General features: G+C 42.1%; 12 protein-coding genes. 7 read left to right on the top strand and 5 right to left on the bottom strand.

The genetic code is table 11. The features are described from left to right. Positions 1-30: 30 nt before the first annotated feature. Positions 31-768 (bottom strand): YciK family oxidoreductase, encoded by a 738-nt coding sequence (locus ORI98_RS16505; protein ID WP_306135958.1) that lies wholly within the window; start codon positions 766-768, stop codon positions 31-33. A gap of 257 nt (positions 769-1025) precedes the next feature. Here ORI98_RS16505 and ORI98_RS16500 point away from each other — a divergent pair, with 257 nt between their 5' ends. The 3 genes from ORI98_RS16500 (at position 1026) to ORI98_RS16490 (ending at position 5705) form a co-directional block, all read left to right on the top strand. Continuing rightward, a complete protein-coding gene (locus tag ORI98_RS16500) occupies positions 1026-3527 on the top strand; it encodes a VolA/Pla-1 family phospholipase (protein ID WP_306135957.1) in 2502 nt (833 codons plus the stop codon). A gap of 115 nt (positions 3528-3642) precedes the next feature. Then, complete coding sequence (gene sohB / locus ORI98_RS16495; RefSeq protein ID WP_306135956.1) at positions 3643-4653, top strand: protease SohB; 1011 nt, start codon at positions 3643-3645, stop codon at positions 4651-4653. Positions 4654-4661: 8 nt separating this feature from the next. Further along, the gene (locus ORI98_RS16490; protein ID WP_306135955.1) at positions 4662-5705 is read left to right on the top strand and encodes an AraC family transcriptional regulator; all 1044 of its coding nucleotides are present in this window, start codon (positions 4662-4664) and stop codon (positions 5703-5705) included. A gap of 339 nt (positions 5706-6044) precedes the next feature. Here ORI98_RS16490 and ORI98_RS16485 read toward each other — a convergent pair whose 3' ends face one another. The 4 genes from ORI98_RS16485 to ORI98_RS16470 form a co-directional block, all read right to left on the bottom strand. Then, the gene (locus tag ORI98_RS16485) at positions 6045-7283 is read right to left on the bottom strand and encodes an SO2930 family diheme c-type cytochrome (protein WP_306135954.1); all 1239 of its coding nucleotides are present in this window, start codon (positions 7281-7283) and stop codon (positions 6045-6047) included. A gap of 62 nt (positions 7284-7345) precedes the next feature. Next, positions 7346-9991, bottom strand: a complete 2646-nt coding sequence (locus tag ORI98_RS16480) for a parallel beta-helix domain-containing protein (RefSeq protein ID WP_306135953.1) — start codon at positions 9989-9991, stop codon at positions 7346-7348. 217 nt (positions 9992-10208) lie between these two features. After that, positions 10209-11276 carry a DUF3083 family protein gene (locus tag ORI98_RS16475; protein WP_261298905.1) on the bottom strand — a complete coding sequence of 356 codons (1068 nt, stop codon included), beginning with the start codon at positions 11274-11276 and terminating at the stop codon, positions 10209-10211. 164 nt (positions 11277-11440) lie between these two features. Continuing rightward, positions 11441-11998, bottom strand: coding sequence for an arylesterase (locus tag ORI98_RS16470; RefSeq protein WP_306135969.1), 558 nt, complete (start codon positions 11996-11998; stop codon positions 11441-11443). A 61-nt stretch (positions 11999-12059) separates the two neighbouring features. Between ORI98_RS16470 and ORI98_RS16465 the strand changes: the two genes are divergently transcribed. From ORI98_RS16465 to htpG, 4 genes are all read left to right on the top strand, one after another. Continuing rightward, positions 12060-12803, top strand: a complete 744-nt coding sequence (locus tag ORI98_RS16465; RefSeq protein ID WP_306135952.1) for an ABC transporter ATP-binding protein — start codon at positions 12060-12062, stop codon at positions 12801-12803. Further along, positions 12803-15286, top strand: a complete 2484-nt coding sequence (locus tag ORI98_RS16460) for an ABC transporter permease (protein WP_306135951.1) — start codon at positions 12803-12805, stop codon at positions 15284-15286. The genes ORI98_RS16465 and ORI98_RS16460 overlap by 1 nt, the downstream gene beginning before the upstream one ends. A 429-nt stretch (positions 15287-15715) precedes the next feature. Continuing rightward, entirely contained in the window at positions 15716-16315 is a 600-nt protein-coding gene (recR, locus tag ORI98_RS16455) for a recombination mediator RecR (protein ID WP_261298902.1), read from the top strand. Positions 16316-16524: 209 nt separating this feature from the next. Then, positions 16525-18438: a molecular chaperone HtpG gene (htpG, locus tag ORI98_RS16450; RefSeq protein WP_306135950.1), complete on the top strand. Its 1914-nt coding sequence runs from the start codon at positions 16525-16527 to the stop codon at positions 18436-18438. The last annotated feature ends 12 nt before the right edge of the window (positions 18439-18450 follow it).

Genomic DNA, 18450 nt, shown 5'->3' with positions numbered 1-18450 from the left:
TTTGCTTCCTTTTTGGTTAAATGCTTTTAGTTATTGGGCATTTAGGGCTTGTCCATTGGTGTTGATAGAATCATCACCCATTAAAAACAAGTAGGTTGGCATAATGTCTGCGGGTGATTTTAATGATTGCGGATCTTCAGCTGGGTAAGCTTTAGCGCGCATTTCAGTTTGGGTCGCACCAGGGTTAATACTGTTTACGCGAACCTGTGTGTTATCACACTCATCAGCAAGCACTTGCATCATGCCTTCTGTTGCAAACTTTGAAAATGCATAAGGTCCCCAATAAGCACGACCTTTTCTGCCTACACCGCTAGAGGTGAAGATAATTGAAGCATTAGCAGCTTTGCGCATTACCGGCAATAAAGCTTTTGTTAAAATGGCCTGAGCTGTGACATTCACTTTCATGATTTCTTCCAGTGAAGCCAAATCAATATGCTCAAAAGGACCAAGCGCGCCTAATTGTGAAGCATTGTGCAACAAACCATCTAGTTGACCGAATTGTTCAGCAATGGTTTCAGCCATATCGACATAGTTTTGTTCTGTCGCACCTTTTAAATCTAGTGGCACAATAGCTGGTTTTGGCGCGCCTAAAGCGACAATTTCATCATAGACTTTTTCAAGTTTTTTGACGGTTTTCCCCAATAGAATAACCGTAGCACCATGCTGTGCGTAAGCTAACGCAGCAGCTCGGCCAATACCATCACCTGCGCCAGTGACTAATATTGTTTTATTATTAAGCAAATCTTTTCTAGCTTGATATTCCAACATGATTCATTAATTCCTTGGGACACAACTGCCCGTCAAATCTACAATCGAACAAAAGGTAAACGACTGTTTTAAACAAATGACTGATATTTGTATGCTAAACAGCCAACAGGGTGTAATAAACTTGTAGCTAACTCTATAATTTTACGTTAACTTGAAACTAGCTAAGGGCTAAAATAAGTCCTTATGGTCATGATTGGACTATTGTGACCAATTTTTGGGGAAAACAAAATTATTACAACAAGATTTGGGGAAAAAAGATGAAAAGACTCATTTTGGGTGTTGCTATTGCATCTGCTCTAGGACTAACAGGTTGTTCGGAAGAAAGCTTTAATGAAGCTAAAGAAAGTGCCACTCCTTTAGTACCTGTGTCTCATATGCAGTTTGATCCTGCCAATGGCAAACTTCCATTACCAAACGATTTACTCTTTAGCGGTACCACTGATGGCACATTAAGCATTCCTGGTGAAGATGGAATTGACTACGTCAATCCTCAATTAGCATTGGGTGCTCTTGATGGTTGGTCAACCACTTCGCCTATTACTGTTACCGTAGAGTTAGCCAAAGATACTGATGGGAATATGCTTACTCTTGATGCTGCATCAGTATTTCAGCCTGGTGCAGTAAGAGTTTTTGAGGCAACTGTCGGTGGCGCGTTATCAAGCGATCCAGAGTGTAAAGCGGCAGCTTCTGTTTCAGCATGTAAAGTAGGTGATGAATTAACATTTGGTGTCGACTTTGTTTCTAAGGCTTCAGGTAACAAAGTGGCTATCGTGCCACTTAAACCTCTTAAAGCGGGCCAATCTTACCTTTATGCGACCACAGATCTTATTCAGGATTCATTGGGTCGCGGTATTGCGCCATCAACCACTTATGGTTTGTTAAAGTTAGATATTGACGTAAACCCTCTAGAAACGGCTGCGCAGTTACAGCTTCAAGGATTAGTGAATAGCTATGAAAAAGGCATGGCGGCAGAGCATGGTGTCGACCCTGCATCAGTCAGCTTCTCAGGCTTGTTTACAACTCAATCAGTAAAAGATGTGTACGAAACAACCAAATTACTCATGGCTGGTAAAAAAGAATATAAGCCATCATTTGTACAAACTCCAACGCCAATGCCCAATGGTGCAGGCGGAGTTGTTACCGTTGCCCAAGCGGCCGGATTAACGCCAGCAGATGGTGCTGCTTATGTGGTTTCAAGTTTAGCTGATGTGTATACCGCAGCAATTAAAGTACCAATGTACGGAAGCTGTTCATCAAGTGCTTGTTTAAGCCCACAAGGTGAGCCGTTAATTAATGGCCGGTGGTTTGCCCAAGGCGATAGCCCTGTATCAGTTTTATTAGCTGTTCAATCAGGTAAACTTAGTCAGGCAAATTTTGCCCAACAAGCTATCGGTTTTGGTATTGACCCAAGTGCAGCGTTTGCAAACCCGAGTTTATTAGCGGGTTTCTCTTGGACGTTAAAGGATGGCGTTACACCTCTAGACCCAACCAAACATTTAACTAAGTTTAACCCGATCCCAAAAATCATGAGTTATGAAACTGTTCCTGTATTGATTGCTATGCCAAACGCACAAAAAGTGGCCGCATTCCAGGCAACTCAAGGGTTAACCTTTACACAACCTACTAACGGCTGGCCAACTAATATTGCTATGCATGGTTTAGGTGGTGGTAAAGAGATGGCGTTAGCTTATGCTGGCTCTTATGCTGCTATGGGAATTGCAACGATTGCGATTGATATGCCGTTGCATGGTGCGCGTTCATTTGACGCCAATGGCGATGGAAAGTATGAAGTGTCGGCAACTGACCCATCTTACGGTGTGGTAGTTGGCAAACCTGATGCATTCAAAAATGGTAGCCCATTAGTATTTGTGAACATTGGTAGCACATTAACGGTACGTGATAACTTCCGCCAAGCAACAATGGATCATTTAGCATTGCGTTTGTTACTGACGGGCATGTACTCGCAAATCGCTCAAGCAGGCGGTCAGCAAGTATTTGATATCAGTAAAATCAGTGCTCAGGGTTTAAGCCTTGGTGGTATTGTTGGCACAACATTCTCTACCTATGCCAGTTCAGGTTTAGTTGACCCAGCGTCTGGAACACAATTACCTAACGCTTATGGCTTAACGGCCTCTTCTTTAGTTGCTCCAGCTGGTGGTCTAGCAGGTTCATTTGCGGGTTCTGCAACATTTGGCCCAGTATTGTTTGATAATATTAGTAAGTCTGACACTTTCATGGCGTTGGTTAATGCTGCTAATAAGGTTCCTGGTTATGAAGAGGGGACCCCTGAATACGATGCGCTGGTGCAAGCGGTTTATGCTGAGTTTTTACCGACTTTCGCCTTTGCTGTGCAAACGGCAGTTGATAGTGCAGATCCTGTGAACCACGGTGCTAAGTTAGCGGCAACAGGTTTACCGGTTCACTTAATCGAAGTGGTTGGTGATGGCGCGGGTAATTTACCTGACCAAGTTTTACCTAATGTTGTTGAGGGGTTCCCACTGTCGGGTACTGAACCTTTAATCGCATCGCTAAAATTGGGTTGTATTGACTCAACTGCGGCGGGGTCTGGTGCGGTAAGATTCTCTAAAGGACATCACAGTTCAATAGTGAGCCCAAGTGAAACCTCAGCCACCGATGGTATGGCTGCACAAGCTACAGCTGAAATGCAATCTCAAGTAGCCATGTTTGCTCGCACTGCGGCATTAGGTGCCGCAACAGTTGTGGTATCTGATAGCGATGTAATCCAAACTTGTAACTAATCATAACAATTTAATGTTTTGATTGTTTAAAAACCCAGCATATGCTGGGTTTTTTATTGTTTGTTTATCAATGGATATTGGTAAACTAAGTTATTATTTTTTCTCGGAGTGAATTTTGGACTTTTTAATTGAATACGGCATGTTTCTCGCTAAAGCGGTGACCATAGTGATTGCGATTGTGGCGGTGGTGATTGTCGTTATTGCCAGTGGCATGAAGAATAAGACAGATAAAGGCGAGCTTAAGCTAACAGATTTAACTGATGAATTAAAGCAATTGAAACATGATTTAAAACATGAGGTATTGTCTAAAAAACAGCTTAAAGCTTATGAAAAGGAAGTAAAAGCAGAAGAAAAGGCCGCTGAAAAAGAAGATAAATCACCCAGTAAAGTTTATGTCATCGATTTTAAAGGCAGTATTGATGCGAGTGAAGTGGCCTCTTTACGTGAAGAGATAACTGCTATTTTAACGATTGCTGAAAAAGACGATCAAGTATTGGTCAATGTTGAAAGTGGCGGCGGCATGGTTCATGGCTATGGTTTAGCATCAAGCCAACTAGATCGATTACGTCAGGCCGAAATTCCTTTTACTGTGTGTATTGATAAAGTGGCCGCAAGTGGTGGCTATATGATGGCTTGCGTTGCCAATAAGATTGTTGCTGCCCCTTTTGCCATTGTAGGCTCTATCGGTGTGGTAGCCCAATTACCCAATTTTAGTCGCTTATTGAAAAAGCATGAAATTGATTACGAACAACACACTGCAGGTAACTTTAAGCGCACCTTAACCGTATTTGGTGAAAATACCGATGAAGGTCGTGAAAAGTTTCAACAAGAGCTGGAAGAGACTCATGTCTTGTTCAAGCAGTTTGTGAGTCATTATCGTCCAGAGTTAGATTTGGAAAAAGTGGCAACGGGTGAGCACTGGTATGGTAAGCAGGCTTTGGATTTAGGTTTGGTGGATGAAATTGCTACCAGTGATGACATAGTGCTATCTTTTGCCAAAGATCATCAAGTTTTTAAATTGAAATATCAAACGAAGAAAAAACTAGCGGATAAAATCGCCCACGGAGCATCGTTGTCAGTGTCGAGTGTGGTGAGCAAATTGGCAGAGTTTAATCGGGTGCTTTAGGGCTTATTATGCTTAAACAAGGCGGCTACAATCCAAATCTTATGGTCGGAGATCAATGTTATCCGGCCTTTGAATTACGCAATTTGTTAGTGTTCATTCAGCAAGAGCTGGGTGATGACTTAGTGCAAACTATTTGCCAGCAAATTGGCGTGGGGATGGTTGAGTTAGCCGCCAGTCAGTTTGTGTATGTATGGCAGGTGGATTTCGCCTTAGAGTCACTTCGCACTCATAGCTCTCATGATATGGGGGCTAAGTTAGGTGCCAGCTATCAAGTCGAAAGTTTAGATGTACTGTTACCTTATTTAGAACAATTTGACACCCTGGGCGATTGCTTACAGTTTGTCGTTAAGCACCCAGAGCTTGTTGGTAGCTTTACCGACAGTCTTATTCGTGTTGAGGGTAATAAATTGTGGGTTCGTTGGCTTAACACGGGTAAGTCAAATATTAAAAAGTATTCGTTTCAGTTTCAACATAGCATCTGTTCATTAATTGGTTTAGCAAGGCAATTAGCGGGCAAGCACATTGTGGTAAGCGATATTCATCTAGCTGAGTCTCAACAGAATAGTGATGGTGTCGAACATCCGTTTTTAGCTGAATTTACTGGTGCTAAAATGTGCTACCAACAAGCCTATTTTGAATGGAGTATTGAAATTAATTGGTTATCATTGCCGATAACCTTCGCATTTCCCCAGCAAAATAGCACTGATCAACGCCCGCATATTCCTTCTTTGATTGAAGCGGTTTTACAACAATTGCGTCGTGCTATGCCTGAGGTGCCCACTTCGCTAGAAATGGCCGAAATGATGCACATGAGCGATCGGAGCTTGCGCCGAAAGCTAGCTTCAGCAGGCAGTAGTTATCAAAAGTTAGTCGATCAAGTGCGATGCCAGTTAGCAATAAAAATGATTCTGTCAGATAAAATGCATGCTGAGGATATTGCTGACATTATGGGATACAGTGATGTTAGCCATTTTAGGCAAAGCTTTAAACATTGGTTAGGTTACCCTCCCGGCTATTTTTTACGTCAGAACTTATCAGAAAAGTCTGAATGACAGTTGCTTTGACGTTAATGCATTATAATTATGAGGTTTTCATTGTCATAATTCATGGTTAATGACAAAGCTGAACTCTTATCAAGGCAGTAAAATAAGTTTTAGTTAACTTCGTAGCAAACTTGTCATTTGTTTTGAAAACAAGACAGATTAACACGTCAATAACGGGCCTATTGCACATTAATGAAACGCATTTAGCAAGACATAGGGCTGTTTGGTAAGCGCTTACTATCCCAAGCTGGGGTCAGTCCGCCATGGCGTAATTTCATTAAGATAACAAACATAGACAAAGCCACGACAAAAACCATATTTGCTCATCTCCATCTGCATTTTTAATGCTTATTGGCAGTTTCCTAAACTAGGCGGTAATGAGTCAATCCACTGCTTAATCAATGCAACGCCTTCTTGATGAACCACCTCGCGGCCAATAGGCGGCATTCTATCTTTAGCTGAAGATAAAATTTGTCTTTCATGAATGATCGAGCGATCTCCATTTCCGGGCACTATGTCGTAAGCGAGGCCGTTAGGGCCACCATCCCATCCAGGAGGTTGTTTGCAAATACCATATTCGAATGTAGTGTGGTCAACATCAAAGCCGAGCCTCAGCCCTGAAATACTGGCAAAACCTTGCGGGTTATGACAATGGGCGCAGTTAATGTCTATATAGCCTTTTGCGCGGGCAGTTAAATCTTGCGTATTATCGTTTAATGCAAATGATTGCGGCGCGTCAGCTAATTGTAGTTGTTGCAGCCAACCTTTATTTTCCAATAGTTGCAGTTGATTAATCGTTTGGCCGTTAGTGAGCGTAATGTTTCTATTTAGCGCATGTGCTTTTAAGCCTATTGGCATAATTTGGCTGGTTTGTTGTGATACCAGTTGATGACATATCTTACATTCAGCTTTACTCGGGATGTGGTATTCAAATTGAATGGCTTCACCCTGGTTATTCATTTCGTGTTCAATATTGGCACCAGCAACTAATAATGTGGCTTGTTGGTTTTTCCACTGATATGTCAGAGCCGTCCAGCCAGTTTCTCTGTGGATTAACAGCCGTGTTTCTATCAATATTTCGTTTTCGCTACCACTTAAGCTTGTGTCATATGGGAGAGCAAAAGTTTTAACTAATACAGATCCTACTGGTGGTGTCATACGTTCATTGGCTTGGTAATTAAATGATAGCCCTTGTGGAATAAACAAAAACCGGTATTTACTGGCATAGTTAGAAAAAAGCTCAGTAGATAGCTGATATAAATACCCAGGTGTTCTTGGTGAGGCTGTGGGATTGCTAGGGTCAATAAACAGACTGTAGTCGGCTAAATTGTCGCAATCTTTATTCATTAGTGCTTGCCAGTTCACTTCGGTGGTTTGGCTGTTACAAATCTCATCTTTGCTAGGTGGATTGATTGTAGGAGGTGAAACAACTGGCGGAGTGGGTGTTACGGATGGCGCAGAAGTATCATTGCTTCCACCACCACATCCACTAAAACAGCCCAAAGAAAGCAGCACAACTATCGAAGCAAAACGCGCTTTTTTTGAAGAAGTGCAGGGCAGGCTGACAGTGTATTTTTGGGGCATCATATTATCCTCTGCATAACAAAGCCGGGTTTCCCCGGCTTTGTGTCAGTCACTATATGTGTCGTTTAAGAACAACTAGCCGCTGGTAAGCGTTTAATCCACTCACTGATCAATGCAACCCCTTCAGCATGGGATAAACTTCGACCAATTTCTGGCATACGATCACCTGGGTTGTTACTTTCCATACGGAAGTGAAGAATCGAGTCTGCGGGCTTGCCTGGCACGATATCAAAGCCTAAATTACCACCACCATAAGCAACTGGAGATTTACATGTACCATGCGAGAATCCCGCATCGTCTGCATAGGCACGCCAGTATTCAAGCTTTAACCCTGTATTCGAAGCGTTACCTTCAGGACGATGACAGTGTGCACAGTTAATGTCTAAATAGCCTTTGGCCGTTTGCATTAATTGCGTATCAGTCATGCTGGTAATACTGGTTTCATCACCATCTTGGTATTCAGGAACACTATCAACCTGAGTTAACTCAGGCACACCTTGAAGAATACCAGCCGCTTGCCATTTAGATAACTGATTCATCGTGCCATCAGCATAAGCGTAATCACGATTTAGATGACGCGCTTTAGGGCCGATAGGTACAAACACCGCGTTACTGTCAGCGTCAGCTTTAAACTGATGACATTGTTTACACTGGTTCATGCTAGGCACAACATAATCAAAGTCTAAATCTTCGCCTTTATGGGTAATTTTTTTACCTTGAATAGCACCCGCTTTAGCAATAACCGCATCAGACTTGTCTGACTTCCATACATAAGGTAAAGCGCTCCAGCCTGTCGCACGATGAATTAACAAGCGTGTTTCGACTAAATCTTCATTGGCAAAGCCACGATTATTAGTATTGTCTGGCAAGGCGAAGGTTTTACTGATAACCGTACCGACTGGAAAGTCGAATGACTCGTTGGCGGTGTAATCAGCTTTGGTTCCTTCAGGCACATATACAAAGCGGTATTTAGTTGCATGATCAGTAAATAACGGAGTATTTAAATCATAAGGTAAACCACCAGAGTTAGGGGCCGTTGTGGGGTTTTTCATATCAGCAAACAAGTTGTAGTCTGACAGATTAGGGCAGTTTGCTTTGAGTAGCGCATCCCAATTAACCTTGCTTCCCTGCGCTTCACAAAGACTTAAATCGCCATCACCGACTAAACCACCTTCACCTTCACCGATTGACCCACCACCGCCAACTAAAGTGCCTCCGTCACAACCTGCAGTATCATCATCAACACCACAGCCAAACACTTGATCACCAAAAGTCACCGTATGAACCGGTAAACTCACTTGTGAGCAGGCTAATAAATCGGTTTGCGGAGCTTGGTAAAGTGTATCGGGAATGTTCATGTCACTGTTGGAGTTAGCAAATAAGCGGCCTACACTGACATCTCCATTATTAGTGATACAGACATTATCGCTGCCATCGTCTGCAAAGGGTAACTCTTGCAAGCCAAGGTAAGCTGCAGTGCCATTATTGGATAATGCTTCACCTAAACCATCATACAAAATCCCCGGTAATTTTCCGTGAGTGAGTACATAGGCCTTGATAATATCATCAATCAGATAACCCTTAGGTTTTGAGCCGTAGTCAGTAATGATGTTATCGTGAACGTGAATATTACGAGGGGTTGGGCGCCAACCATCACTAATTGCTTGTCCTGGTTGACCATAGTTACCAACAAAGCTACTAATATCAGGTTCAGCAATGAAGAAACTGGTAACAGTTAACCCTAAGGTGTCGTGATTAGTAATTTCATTATTAAACACTTCTACTTTATCTGTTGATAAAATGATCACGCCGGTACCCGGTGGAACAATATGTACACCAGCAGGGTTAGATGAGGCATTAGCAAAATTTAAGGTGTTGTTATCATGCACTTTGTTATTAAACACACGTACGCTAGAACCGTATCTGTGATTGTTGATCGGTAAGTCGAACACTAAAATACCGCCAGTATTACCTACTGCTTCATTGTCATAAACATCGGCATATTTAGAGTTTTCAATTTCAATACCCGCCACGTTCTCTTTAGCAATGTTACGACGAACCACAATATATTCAGACTGACCCACATAAATACCCGCATCAGCGCTACCGCGCACATAGGTATCTTCAATAAGAATGTTTTCACACTCAACTGGGTATAAACCATAAGCACCATTATCTTGGTCCAGCTCACCTTCCCAAATAGTGGCTAATCGGCGCAAAATAATGCCATTAGTGTTTTTAAGTTTTATGCCGTTATTTTTAGCTTCGTTAACCGATAAATCTTGGATAATGATATTCACTGCATTTTGAACGAATATGCCGTCACCTGAGTTAGCTTCAGAGAAGTCTAAGATGGTTTCGTTCATGCCATAACCCATAATGGTGACATTTTTAGCGAAGGTGCCATCACCATCGACGTCGCCATCAAATAGTAATGTGGATTGGATTTTAAAGTTACCCTTTGGCAGAACGATGACGTCACCCGATTGAGCATTAATTAATGCCTCTTGAATGCTAATACTCAGGTTGTCACCTGCCTCTACCATAATGGCACCTTCAGGGAAGGTTGGGCCGGTTTCTGTTGGGGGTTGGACGACTGGCGGGGTGGTATTGATTGTTGTATCGTCATCAGAACCACAACCTGTAAGCCCAATACTTACCGCTGTAGCGACTAATGTAGGCATAAGCCAAGGCAATTTCTTGTTGAACATAGCATCTCCTGCTTTTTATTATTTATATTGGTTTGATTGAGCAAACCACTACGGTTTATCCGTATGCTGTTCAACATGCCTTGTTTGTGGATTGTTAATCAATGTGAAATCTGGCCACAATTTAATAACATATTCTTTTTTGGCATTAAAAATAAAAACGGTAGCCTAAGCTACCGTTTGAAACGCATGTATAACGTTATGATAAAAATATTGTTATTTAAGCCTTGTAACTTAAATGCTGGTGGAAACGTAAAATCACATCAATGTGTTCTTTATCGATATCAAATTCATTGGTGAAGCTACGAACAGCATCTTCAACTTGGTTCATGAAACGACCAAAGCCTTCATCATTTGAGTCATTTTTACCGGCAACGATAACAAAGCGTAACGCTTCAACTAACTTATCATCTTCCCAATGTAAAATAGGCGCAGGTGCTTCTGTATTTGGATCAAAACCGACCATTTGGAATTCAGCTGTGCTGTTTAAACGTTCAAATTTACTGTTACGCACTAAAGGTACTTTACCGTTAGCGACCATCGCCACGCGTAAAAGTTGGCGTTCTTTGGTTGCTGCAATAAATTTGTCGGCCACATTTTGATAGCTTGGACCAAAGTTAGTGGTGTTTTCAGACAGTAATTGCTTTTTGATACGACGGCCAACAGGGATGCTTACCGTAACATAATTAAGTGTACTGACATCTTCAGGCAGGTTACATTCACGACGTTTATAGCGGTTATCTACTGCACGTAATTTATAACCATAGGTTTCTTTAATGCCTTTGTTTTTGGCGAAGAAATCATATGAAATGTGTTGATGATCGCGCACTTTCATTTGAATATTAGCAATAGGCAGTAAAGGTTTAATTTCAGCCATAAACTTTTGCACATTCGCGTGGAAAGTGGCCGAGTTACTGCGTAATTCTGTGCCTGTTGCTAGAAATACAATCTTCAGTTTTTTGGCTCTATAACCACTAATGCTGTGTAAGCGGTTTGCTTCGTGGTGCGCAGGATTATAGAAAAAACGCAGTTGTTCTTCAGTTGATAAGCAATAGGCTTCACTATGAAAACGCACCATAGGAAGTTTATCTGTAGCGATAACGTGAACATTGAATAAATCATGCTTTTCAGCGACTTGATAGACTAGTTTGCTAAATTCATAATAGCAATTTTCGAGGTCTGTATAGCTAGCTAAGAAAGCATCTGTAAGTGGGAATCCTACCGAGATATACTGGTTTTTACGTGTTGCTGTTGGTAGGTATACTTTTTTTTGACGACTGACGGACATAATTTTTCCTTTTAGTCTTACATTAAGTCTTGTTTTAAGTTCTGTTTTTAATCTTTAGTGTGTAGTCAAACGTATCTACTCATCCTTGTCACCGTATTCTAATGGTTAAAGCTTAAAATAAAATGACTATTTTAAGATTTTATGTTGAATAAATTTTACCTAGATCACTTTTTTAACACATCAATGATCCAGGGTTTCATCCATTGCGTAATGATTGGCTGTGCTTCCACATTGGGATGAATGCCGTCTCGTTGCATTAATGAGGGTGTGGGCGCGATGTCTTGCATGAAAAATGGGATCAGGGGAATGTTGTAACTGTCGGCTAGCTCATAAAAGACATCATTAAACATCTTGCTGTAACGAGGCCCATAATTGGGAGGGACCATGACTTCGGTGAGTAACACTTTTGCATCACTTTGCTGTGAGGCTTCAATGATTTTTGTAAGATTTGATTTCAATTGAGTCGGTGGAAAACCTCGTAATCCATCATTACCGCCCAACTCAATGACGACTAAGTCAAATTGGCTAGAAGCGAGTAAATCCGCGATACGTCTAGCGCCGCCGGCTGATGTCTCACCACTAACCGAGCCATTTACAATGGTGTGCTGAGGCAGCTCATTACGTAACAATTGCACCCAACCTTGCTCTTCTTCCATACCATATCCTGCACTTAAGCTATCACCTAGTATCAAAATCGTGGCAGCATAGCTGGAAGAAGAAATTGATAAAACAACAATTAGCGTAGCAAGACTGCGCTTAATCGCTGATGTTAAGAAGGATCCTATGTCAAATTTTGCTAAAGACTCTAGTGCCATTACAGTAACTAACCTCATAAAAACAGTGGTAACTCAAGAAGGTGAGCTTACTATCCTCAAGGGCATCAACATGGATGTCAAGCAAGGAGATAGTGTTGCAATTTTAGGACCATCTGGATCTGGCAAGTCAACGTTACTCGGGTTACTTGCCGCACTAGATACACCTACATCGGGTGAAATATTATTAGCTGGCTCGGCGTTGTCTGGTCTCAATGAAGAGCAAAAAGCAGCGCTGCGCAAAAAGAAAGTCAGCTTCATTTTTCAATCATTTATGTTAGTTGATACCTTAACAGCTCTCGAAAATGTCATGTTGCCAGCAGAATTGGCCGGTGTTAAAGATGCCAAACAAAAAGCTCAAACTATGCTTGAACGTGTCGGATTAAGCCACAGGTTAACTCATTTACCTAAGCAATTATCAGGCGGTGAGCAACAAAGGGTGGCTATTGCGCGCGCCTTTATTTGTGAGCCCAAAGTACTTTTTGCTGATGAGCCAACTGGTAATTTAGATAGCGTTAATGGAGATAAAATTGCCGACATGTTATTTGCGTTAAACCAAGAAAGCGATACTACACTAGTCTTGGTTACCCATGATTTACAATTAGCAAAACGCTGTAAGCGCCAGTTTGTAATGGACAGTGGCCTGCTTACCGAAGCCAATAACACCCAAGCTAAAACCATTAATCAGCCTTTGATGGCAGAGGAGATGAGTTAATGGAGTGGCAATTAGCATGGCGCCTTTTTAAACGAGAATTAGCCCAAGGTCAGTTACTGCTTATTGTGTTGGCTATAACCCTTGCCGTGTTATCGGTGAGTGGTTTAGCGCGCGTCAGTGAGCGCTTACAGGTAGCGATTAACGGTGAAGCAGCAACCTTTATAGCGGCTGATCGCATCATAAATTCCCCTGTGGTGGTTGATCCTAAATTATTGGCAATCGCTGATGCGTTAAATCTTAAGCATGTGACTAATATGCAATTTAACTCTATGGTTTATGCCGGTGATAAATTCCAATTAGTGACCATTAAAGCAGTGGGTGAGGCTTACCCATTAAAAGGTAAAATTGAATTATCGAGCGGTGAAACCTCAGCACTACCCACCAAGGGCGAAGCCTGGTATGAAAATCGTTTAGGCGGATTGTTAGGTTACCCAAAGTCTTTAGAATTAGGGAATAGCATTTTAACCCTATCAGCTGAAATTAGCCGCTTACCCGACGGCGGTTTTAATCCCTTTGCATCGGCGCCTGTGTTACTGATGCGCCTTGATGATGTTAATGCAACCGGCATTATTCAACCAGGTAGCCGGGTCAGTTATATTTATCAATTCACAGGAGATACAGACGCGTTAGCCGAATTTGAACAACAGGCGAAGCCTTTACTCAATAACAGTCAGCGATGGGTAGATGTACAATCTGGTGATTCGCCAATTGCCTCCGCGGTAAAACGTGCGGAACGTTTTTTATTATTAGCCAGTTTACTAGGTATCGCGTTAGCCTGCGCTGCAATAGGTATTGCTGCTCAGCGTTATTGTCAGCGCCATTATGATGTTGTGGCCATGCTAAAAACCTTTGGCGCATCAGCTAAACAAATCCGATTATTGTTTGGCTTGCATTTGATGCTGGTGACGTTACTTGGGATTGTGCTGGGACTATTGGGTGGTTTATTACTTGATTTAGCGATAACCCAATTCTTGCCACCTGAAATCGCGGCTTATTCGCCACCTTATTTACGCCCATTTTTACTGGGAATGTCGACTGGATTAATCAGCGCTTTTATGTTTTCGGCTTATCCACTCATGCGCTTATTAGCTATTCCACCTTTACGGGTATTGCAGCGTCAGCTGGAAGGGTTACAACTGGGGATGTGGCTACATTTGCTACTCAGTTTAGGTGCTATGGCATTATTGGGCTACCTGTACTCAAGAAGTATCGCATTGACCATGACAGTAGTGCTTACAGTATTGTTGCTGGGTTTACTGCTCAGTATTCTTGGGTTTGTGATGATCAGAATGGGCCACAGTGTGGGCATGAAAACCACCAACCCATTACAGTTAGCTTTAGCAGGGCTTCGCCGCAGGGCAAGACAAAACGCGGTTCAGTTGGTCGGCTTTAGTAGTGCTCTGGTATTGCTGCTAACCATATTGGCTTTGCGACAAGACTTACTAAATGAATGGCAAAAACAGTTGCCCGAAGATGCACCTAATTACTTTTTGGTTAATATTGCCCCTGAAGATACCCAACCTTTGCAGCAATTTTTGGATCTACATCAAATACAAGCAACCGATATTTATCCTGTTATCCGCGGGCGATTAACCCACATCAATGGTGAAGAGTTAATTTCAGGTGAGCAACAAGATGCTGGCATGACTGGCCGTGTGGGGATTTCTCGCGAGTTAAATTTAACCTATCGAGATACTTTACCGCCAAATAATCCGATTGTTGAAGGGACGTTTAATCAGGCTGACGATGAAGTGTCTGTTGAGTCTGGTGTGGCAGAGCGACTTGGGTTGGCTTTGAATGATACCATGACATTCAATATTGATAATCAGTCATTTACGGTTAAAGCAACCAGTATTCGTAATGTGCAATGGGAAACATTGCAGCCGAATTTCTTTATGATTTTTAGGCCCAAAGCTCTTGATAAGTTTAACTATACTTCCATGGCCAGTTTTCATTTAGATGATGACAAGCTTAAACAGGCGGGCAGCCAATTGAGTGCTAATGCGGTTGTGCTGCAATTAATCCAACAGTTTCCGACTATTTCAGTGATAGATGTGGGCGCTATGGTTGGACAATTAAGGCAGATTATTGATCAAGTGTCATTATCGCTCAGTCTTGTTTTAGCGCTTGTGCTTTTGGCCAGTGCGTTAGTGTTGATTGCACAAACGGAAGCGGGCATGGCAACAAGGCAGCGGGAGCTGGCGGTGCTGCGAACCTTTGGCGCATCCGGTTGGCTATTGCGTTCAGCAACTGGATTAGAGTTTGCACTACTTGGTGCTATCGCTGGGTTGTTAGCTGTGATCGTGGCAGAGTTTGCGCTTTATATGCTTAAAACGCAGGTGTTTGAATTAGTGGTTTATATGCATTGGCCCTGGTGGATTATTGCTCCGTTATCAGGTGCTGCAGTAGTGTCAATATTAGGCATGTGGCGTTGCCGACAGCTGTTAAACCAATCTTGCAGTGATTTGTTAAAAGCAGGATAAAACAATATTAGGGAGATGCTTTGTCTCTCCCAAATTGTTACTTAACATGTGATTTGGTTAACGTTAAGGCTGATGATCATTTGTGGTTATATGTTGTTGAAGTCAAACCCTTCGGGCCGCGTTTGTTGGTCATTTGCACTGCGTTATCGACTTCTTATGTAGAATAACGACACCACAAAGTCTCTGCTTTGTACAAATGACCAATAATTCGCTGTAAAAATAACCTTGAAAGATAAAAGGCCTTAGGACATATGAAGTCAACGCTTGCAATAGAATGTGCTGAAATATCGATAAAACCCCATTACCCAGTATCGTTTAGCCATTTTAACTTGGATGTTTTTGCAATCTGTTTTGCAATCTTAGATGACACAGTGAATAATCAGCCACATTAATGCTTATGCTATTTAGATTTGAAGGTTTGTTATAAATATGAAATTCAGCCCGTTGGTCGATGAGCTTATTCAATCGCTGCGAATTTTACCTGGTGTTGGTCCCAAATCGGCACAACGCATGGCTTTTCAATTATTAGAGCGTGAGAGAAAAGCCGGTATTAAGCTTGCCGAATCATTACAAAAAGCCATGTCTGAGGTTGGGCATTGCAAAGGATGTAGAACCTTTACTGAACAGGATTTATGCCCGATTTGTGCTAGCCATAAACGAGGTAATGCCGACGTTATTTGTGTGGTTGAAACCCCTGCTGATGTATTAGCGATTGAGGCTGGTGGCCACTTTAATGGTCGTTACTTTGTATTGCTTGGGCATTTATCGCCACTGGATGGCATTGGACCTGAAGAGTTAGGATTGGCCTTATTGGAGCAACAATTATCGTCCGATGATGTGCAAGAGCTGATTTTAGCCACCAACCCAACGGTTGAAGGTGATGCCACAGCCCATTTTATTGCCGATATGGCTCGCCGTCATAATGTGGTCATAAGCCGTATTGCTCATGGCGTGCCAGTGGGAGGCGAATTAGAATATGTTGACAGCACGACGTTGGCCTTATCGTTTAATGGGCGCATAAAATTATAACCTTATCGCTCATGCTTAAGTCATCATCACTTAGTGGGTGATGGCTTAAAAAATAAGCAAAAAAACACCACCCCCTTGAATTGTATTCCCTAAGCCCCATCTCTTGTATATCAAAGCATTTTAAAGTGGTCGCTTTGGCGGTGTTATCAAGTTACCCGCATAAAGTGACTGTTATGTAATACCTCAAAGTACTATCAAGGGAATTATTCATGTCACAACAAGAAACACATGGTTTTCAAACCGAAGTTAAACAGTTACTGCATTTGATGATCCACTCTCTGTATTCAAACAAAGAGATTTTCTTACGTGAATTAGTTTCAAATGCGGCCGATGCGGCGGACAAACTCCGTTACTTAGCCTTAACGGATGACGCCTTATACGAAGGCGATGGTGATTTGCGCGTGCGTATCAGCACCGACACTGAAAAAGGCACAGTGACCATTTCTGATAATGGTATCGGTATGACTCGCGACGGTGTGATTGAGCATCTAGGTACTATTGCTAAATCAGGTACCAAAGAGTTTTTTAGCCACCTTTCTGGTGAAGCGTCTAAAGATTCACAATTAATCGGCCAATTTGGTGTCGGTTTTTACTCAGCATTTATCGTGGCCAAAAAGGTCACTGTTCGCACTCGAGCTGCGGGTAAACCAGCAAATGAAGGCGTGTTGTGGGAATCCGAAGGTGAAGGTTCATTTAGCGTAGATAACATCACCAAAAATACCCGCGGTACCGAAATCACCTTGCATTTACGTGATGAAGAAAAAGAATTTGCTGATGATTATCGTTTACGCTCAATCATTACTAAATATTCAGACCATATTTCTGTACCTGTGCAAATGTTTGAAGAAGGTACTCCTGAATCAGATGGTCCAGACGGTGAAAAAATTCCAGCAACCGAAGGTTTTTGGAAACCAATGAACAAAGCGACTGCGCTTTGGACTCGTAATAAATCAGATATTTCTGATGAAGAATATCAAGAGTTTTACAAGCATATTTCGCACGATTACAGCGATGCATTAAAGTGGTCACATAACCGTGTTGAAGGTAAGCAGGAATATACTAGCTTATTGTATATACCATCAAAAGCGCCGTTTGATATGTTTAACCGCGAACACAAGCACGGATTAAAACTGTTTGTTCAGCGCGTGTTTGTTATGGATGATGCTGAGCAGTTTATGCCGACCTATTTACGTTTTGTAAAAGGCTTAATTGACTCGAAAGATCTGCCATTAAACGTTTCGCGTGAAATTTTACAAGATAACCAAATCACCAAGTCATTACGCACAGCATTAACCAAACGTGTGCTGGGTATGCTTGAAAAGCTAGCTAAAGATGATGCTGAAAAGTATCAGGCTTTTTGGGCTGAGTTTGGTCAGGTGTTAAAAGAAGGTCCTGCTGAAGATTTTGCTAACCGTGAACGTATTGCCAGCCTTCTGCGCTTTGCATCAACTCACGATAATACCGCGGCAACGACTGTATCGTTAGATACCTACATTGAACGCATGAAAGAAGGGCAGGAAAAGATTTACTATATCGTAGCAGATAGTCATGACGCTGCAGTAAATAGTCCACACCTTGAATTATTGCGTAAAAAAGGCATTGAAGTGTTGTTAATGTCAGAACGTATCGATGAATGGTTAATTAACCATTTAACCGAGTACAAAGGCAAAAAACTGCATTCAGTCACTAAAGGCGATTTAGAGTTAGGTTCATTAGAAGATGAAGCTGACAAAGAAGCCCAAGAAAAAGTGGCTGAAGAGTCTAAAGGCTTAGTTGAGCGTATTAAAGCGGCACTTGATGGCAAAGTGTCTGATGTAAAAGTGACGTCTCGTTTAACCGATACTCCAGCATGTGTGGTAACGGGTGAAGGCGAAATGTCGACCCAAATGATTAAATTAATGCAAGCAGCCGGTCAGCCAGTGCCTGACTCTAAGCCGACATTTGAAATCAACCCAACGCATCCGTTGGTCGAGCGTTTGAACAGCGAACAAGACGAGCAACTGTTTGCTGATTGGTCAAACTTGTTATTACAACAAGCGCAACTTTCAGAGAAAGGCAGTTTAGCTGATCCATCGGCATTCATTAAATTAATGAACCAAATGTTGATGTCGAGCTTTAAATAACACTTGAGCGGA

The sequence above is a fragment of the Shewanella sp. ULN5 genome (assembly GCF_030731885.1).
In the GTDB taxonomy this organism is placed as follows: Bacteria; Pseudomonadota; Gammaproteobacteria; order Enterobacterales; family Shewanellaceae; genus Shewanella; species Shewanella holmiensis.
The sequence above is the reverse complement of the archived record's forward strand: the minus strand, read 5'-3'. Positions and strand labels throughout refer to the sequence as shown.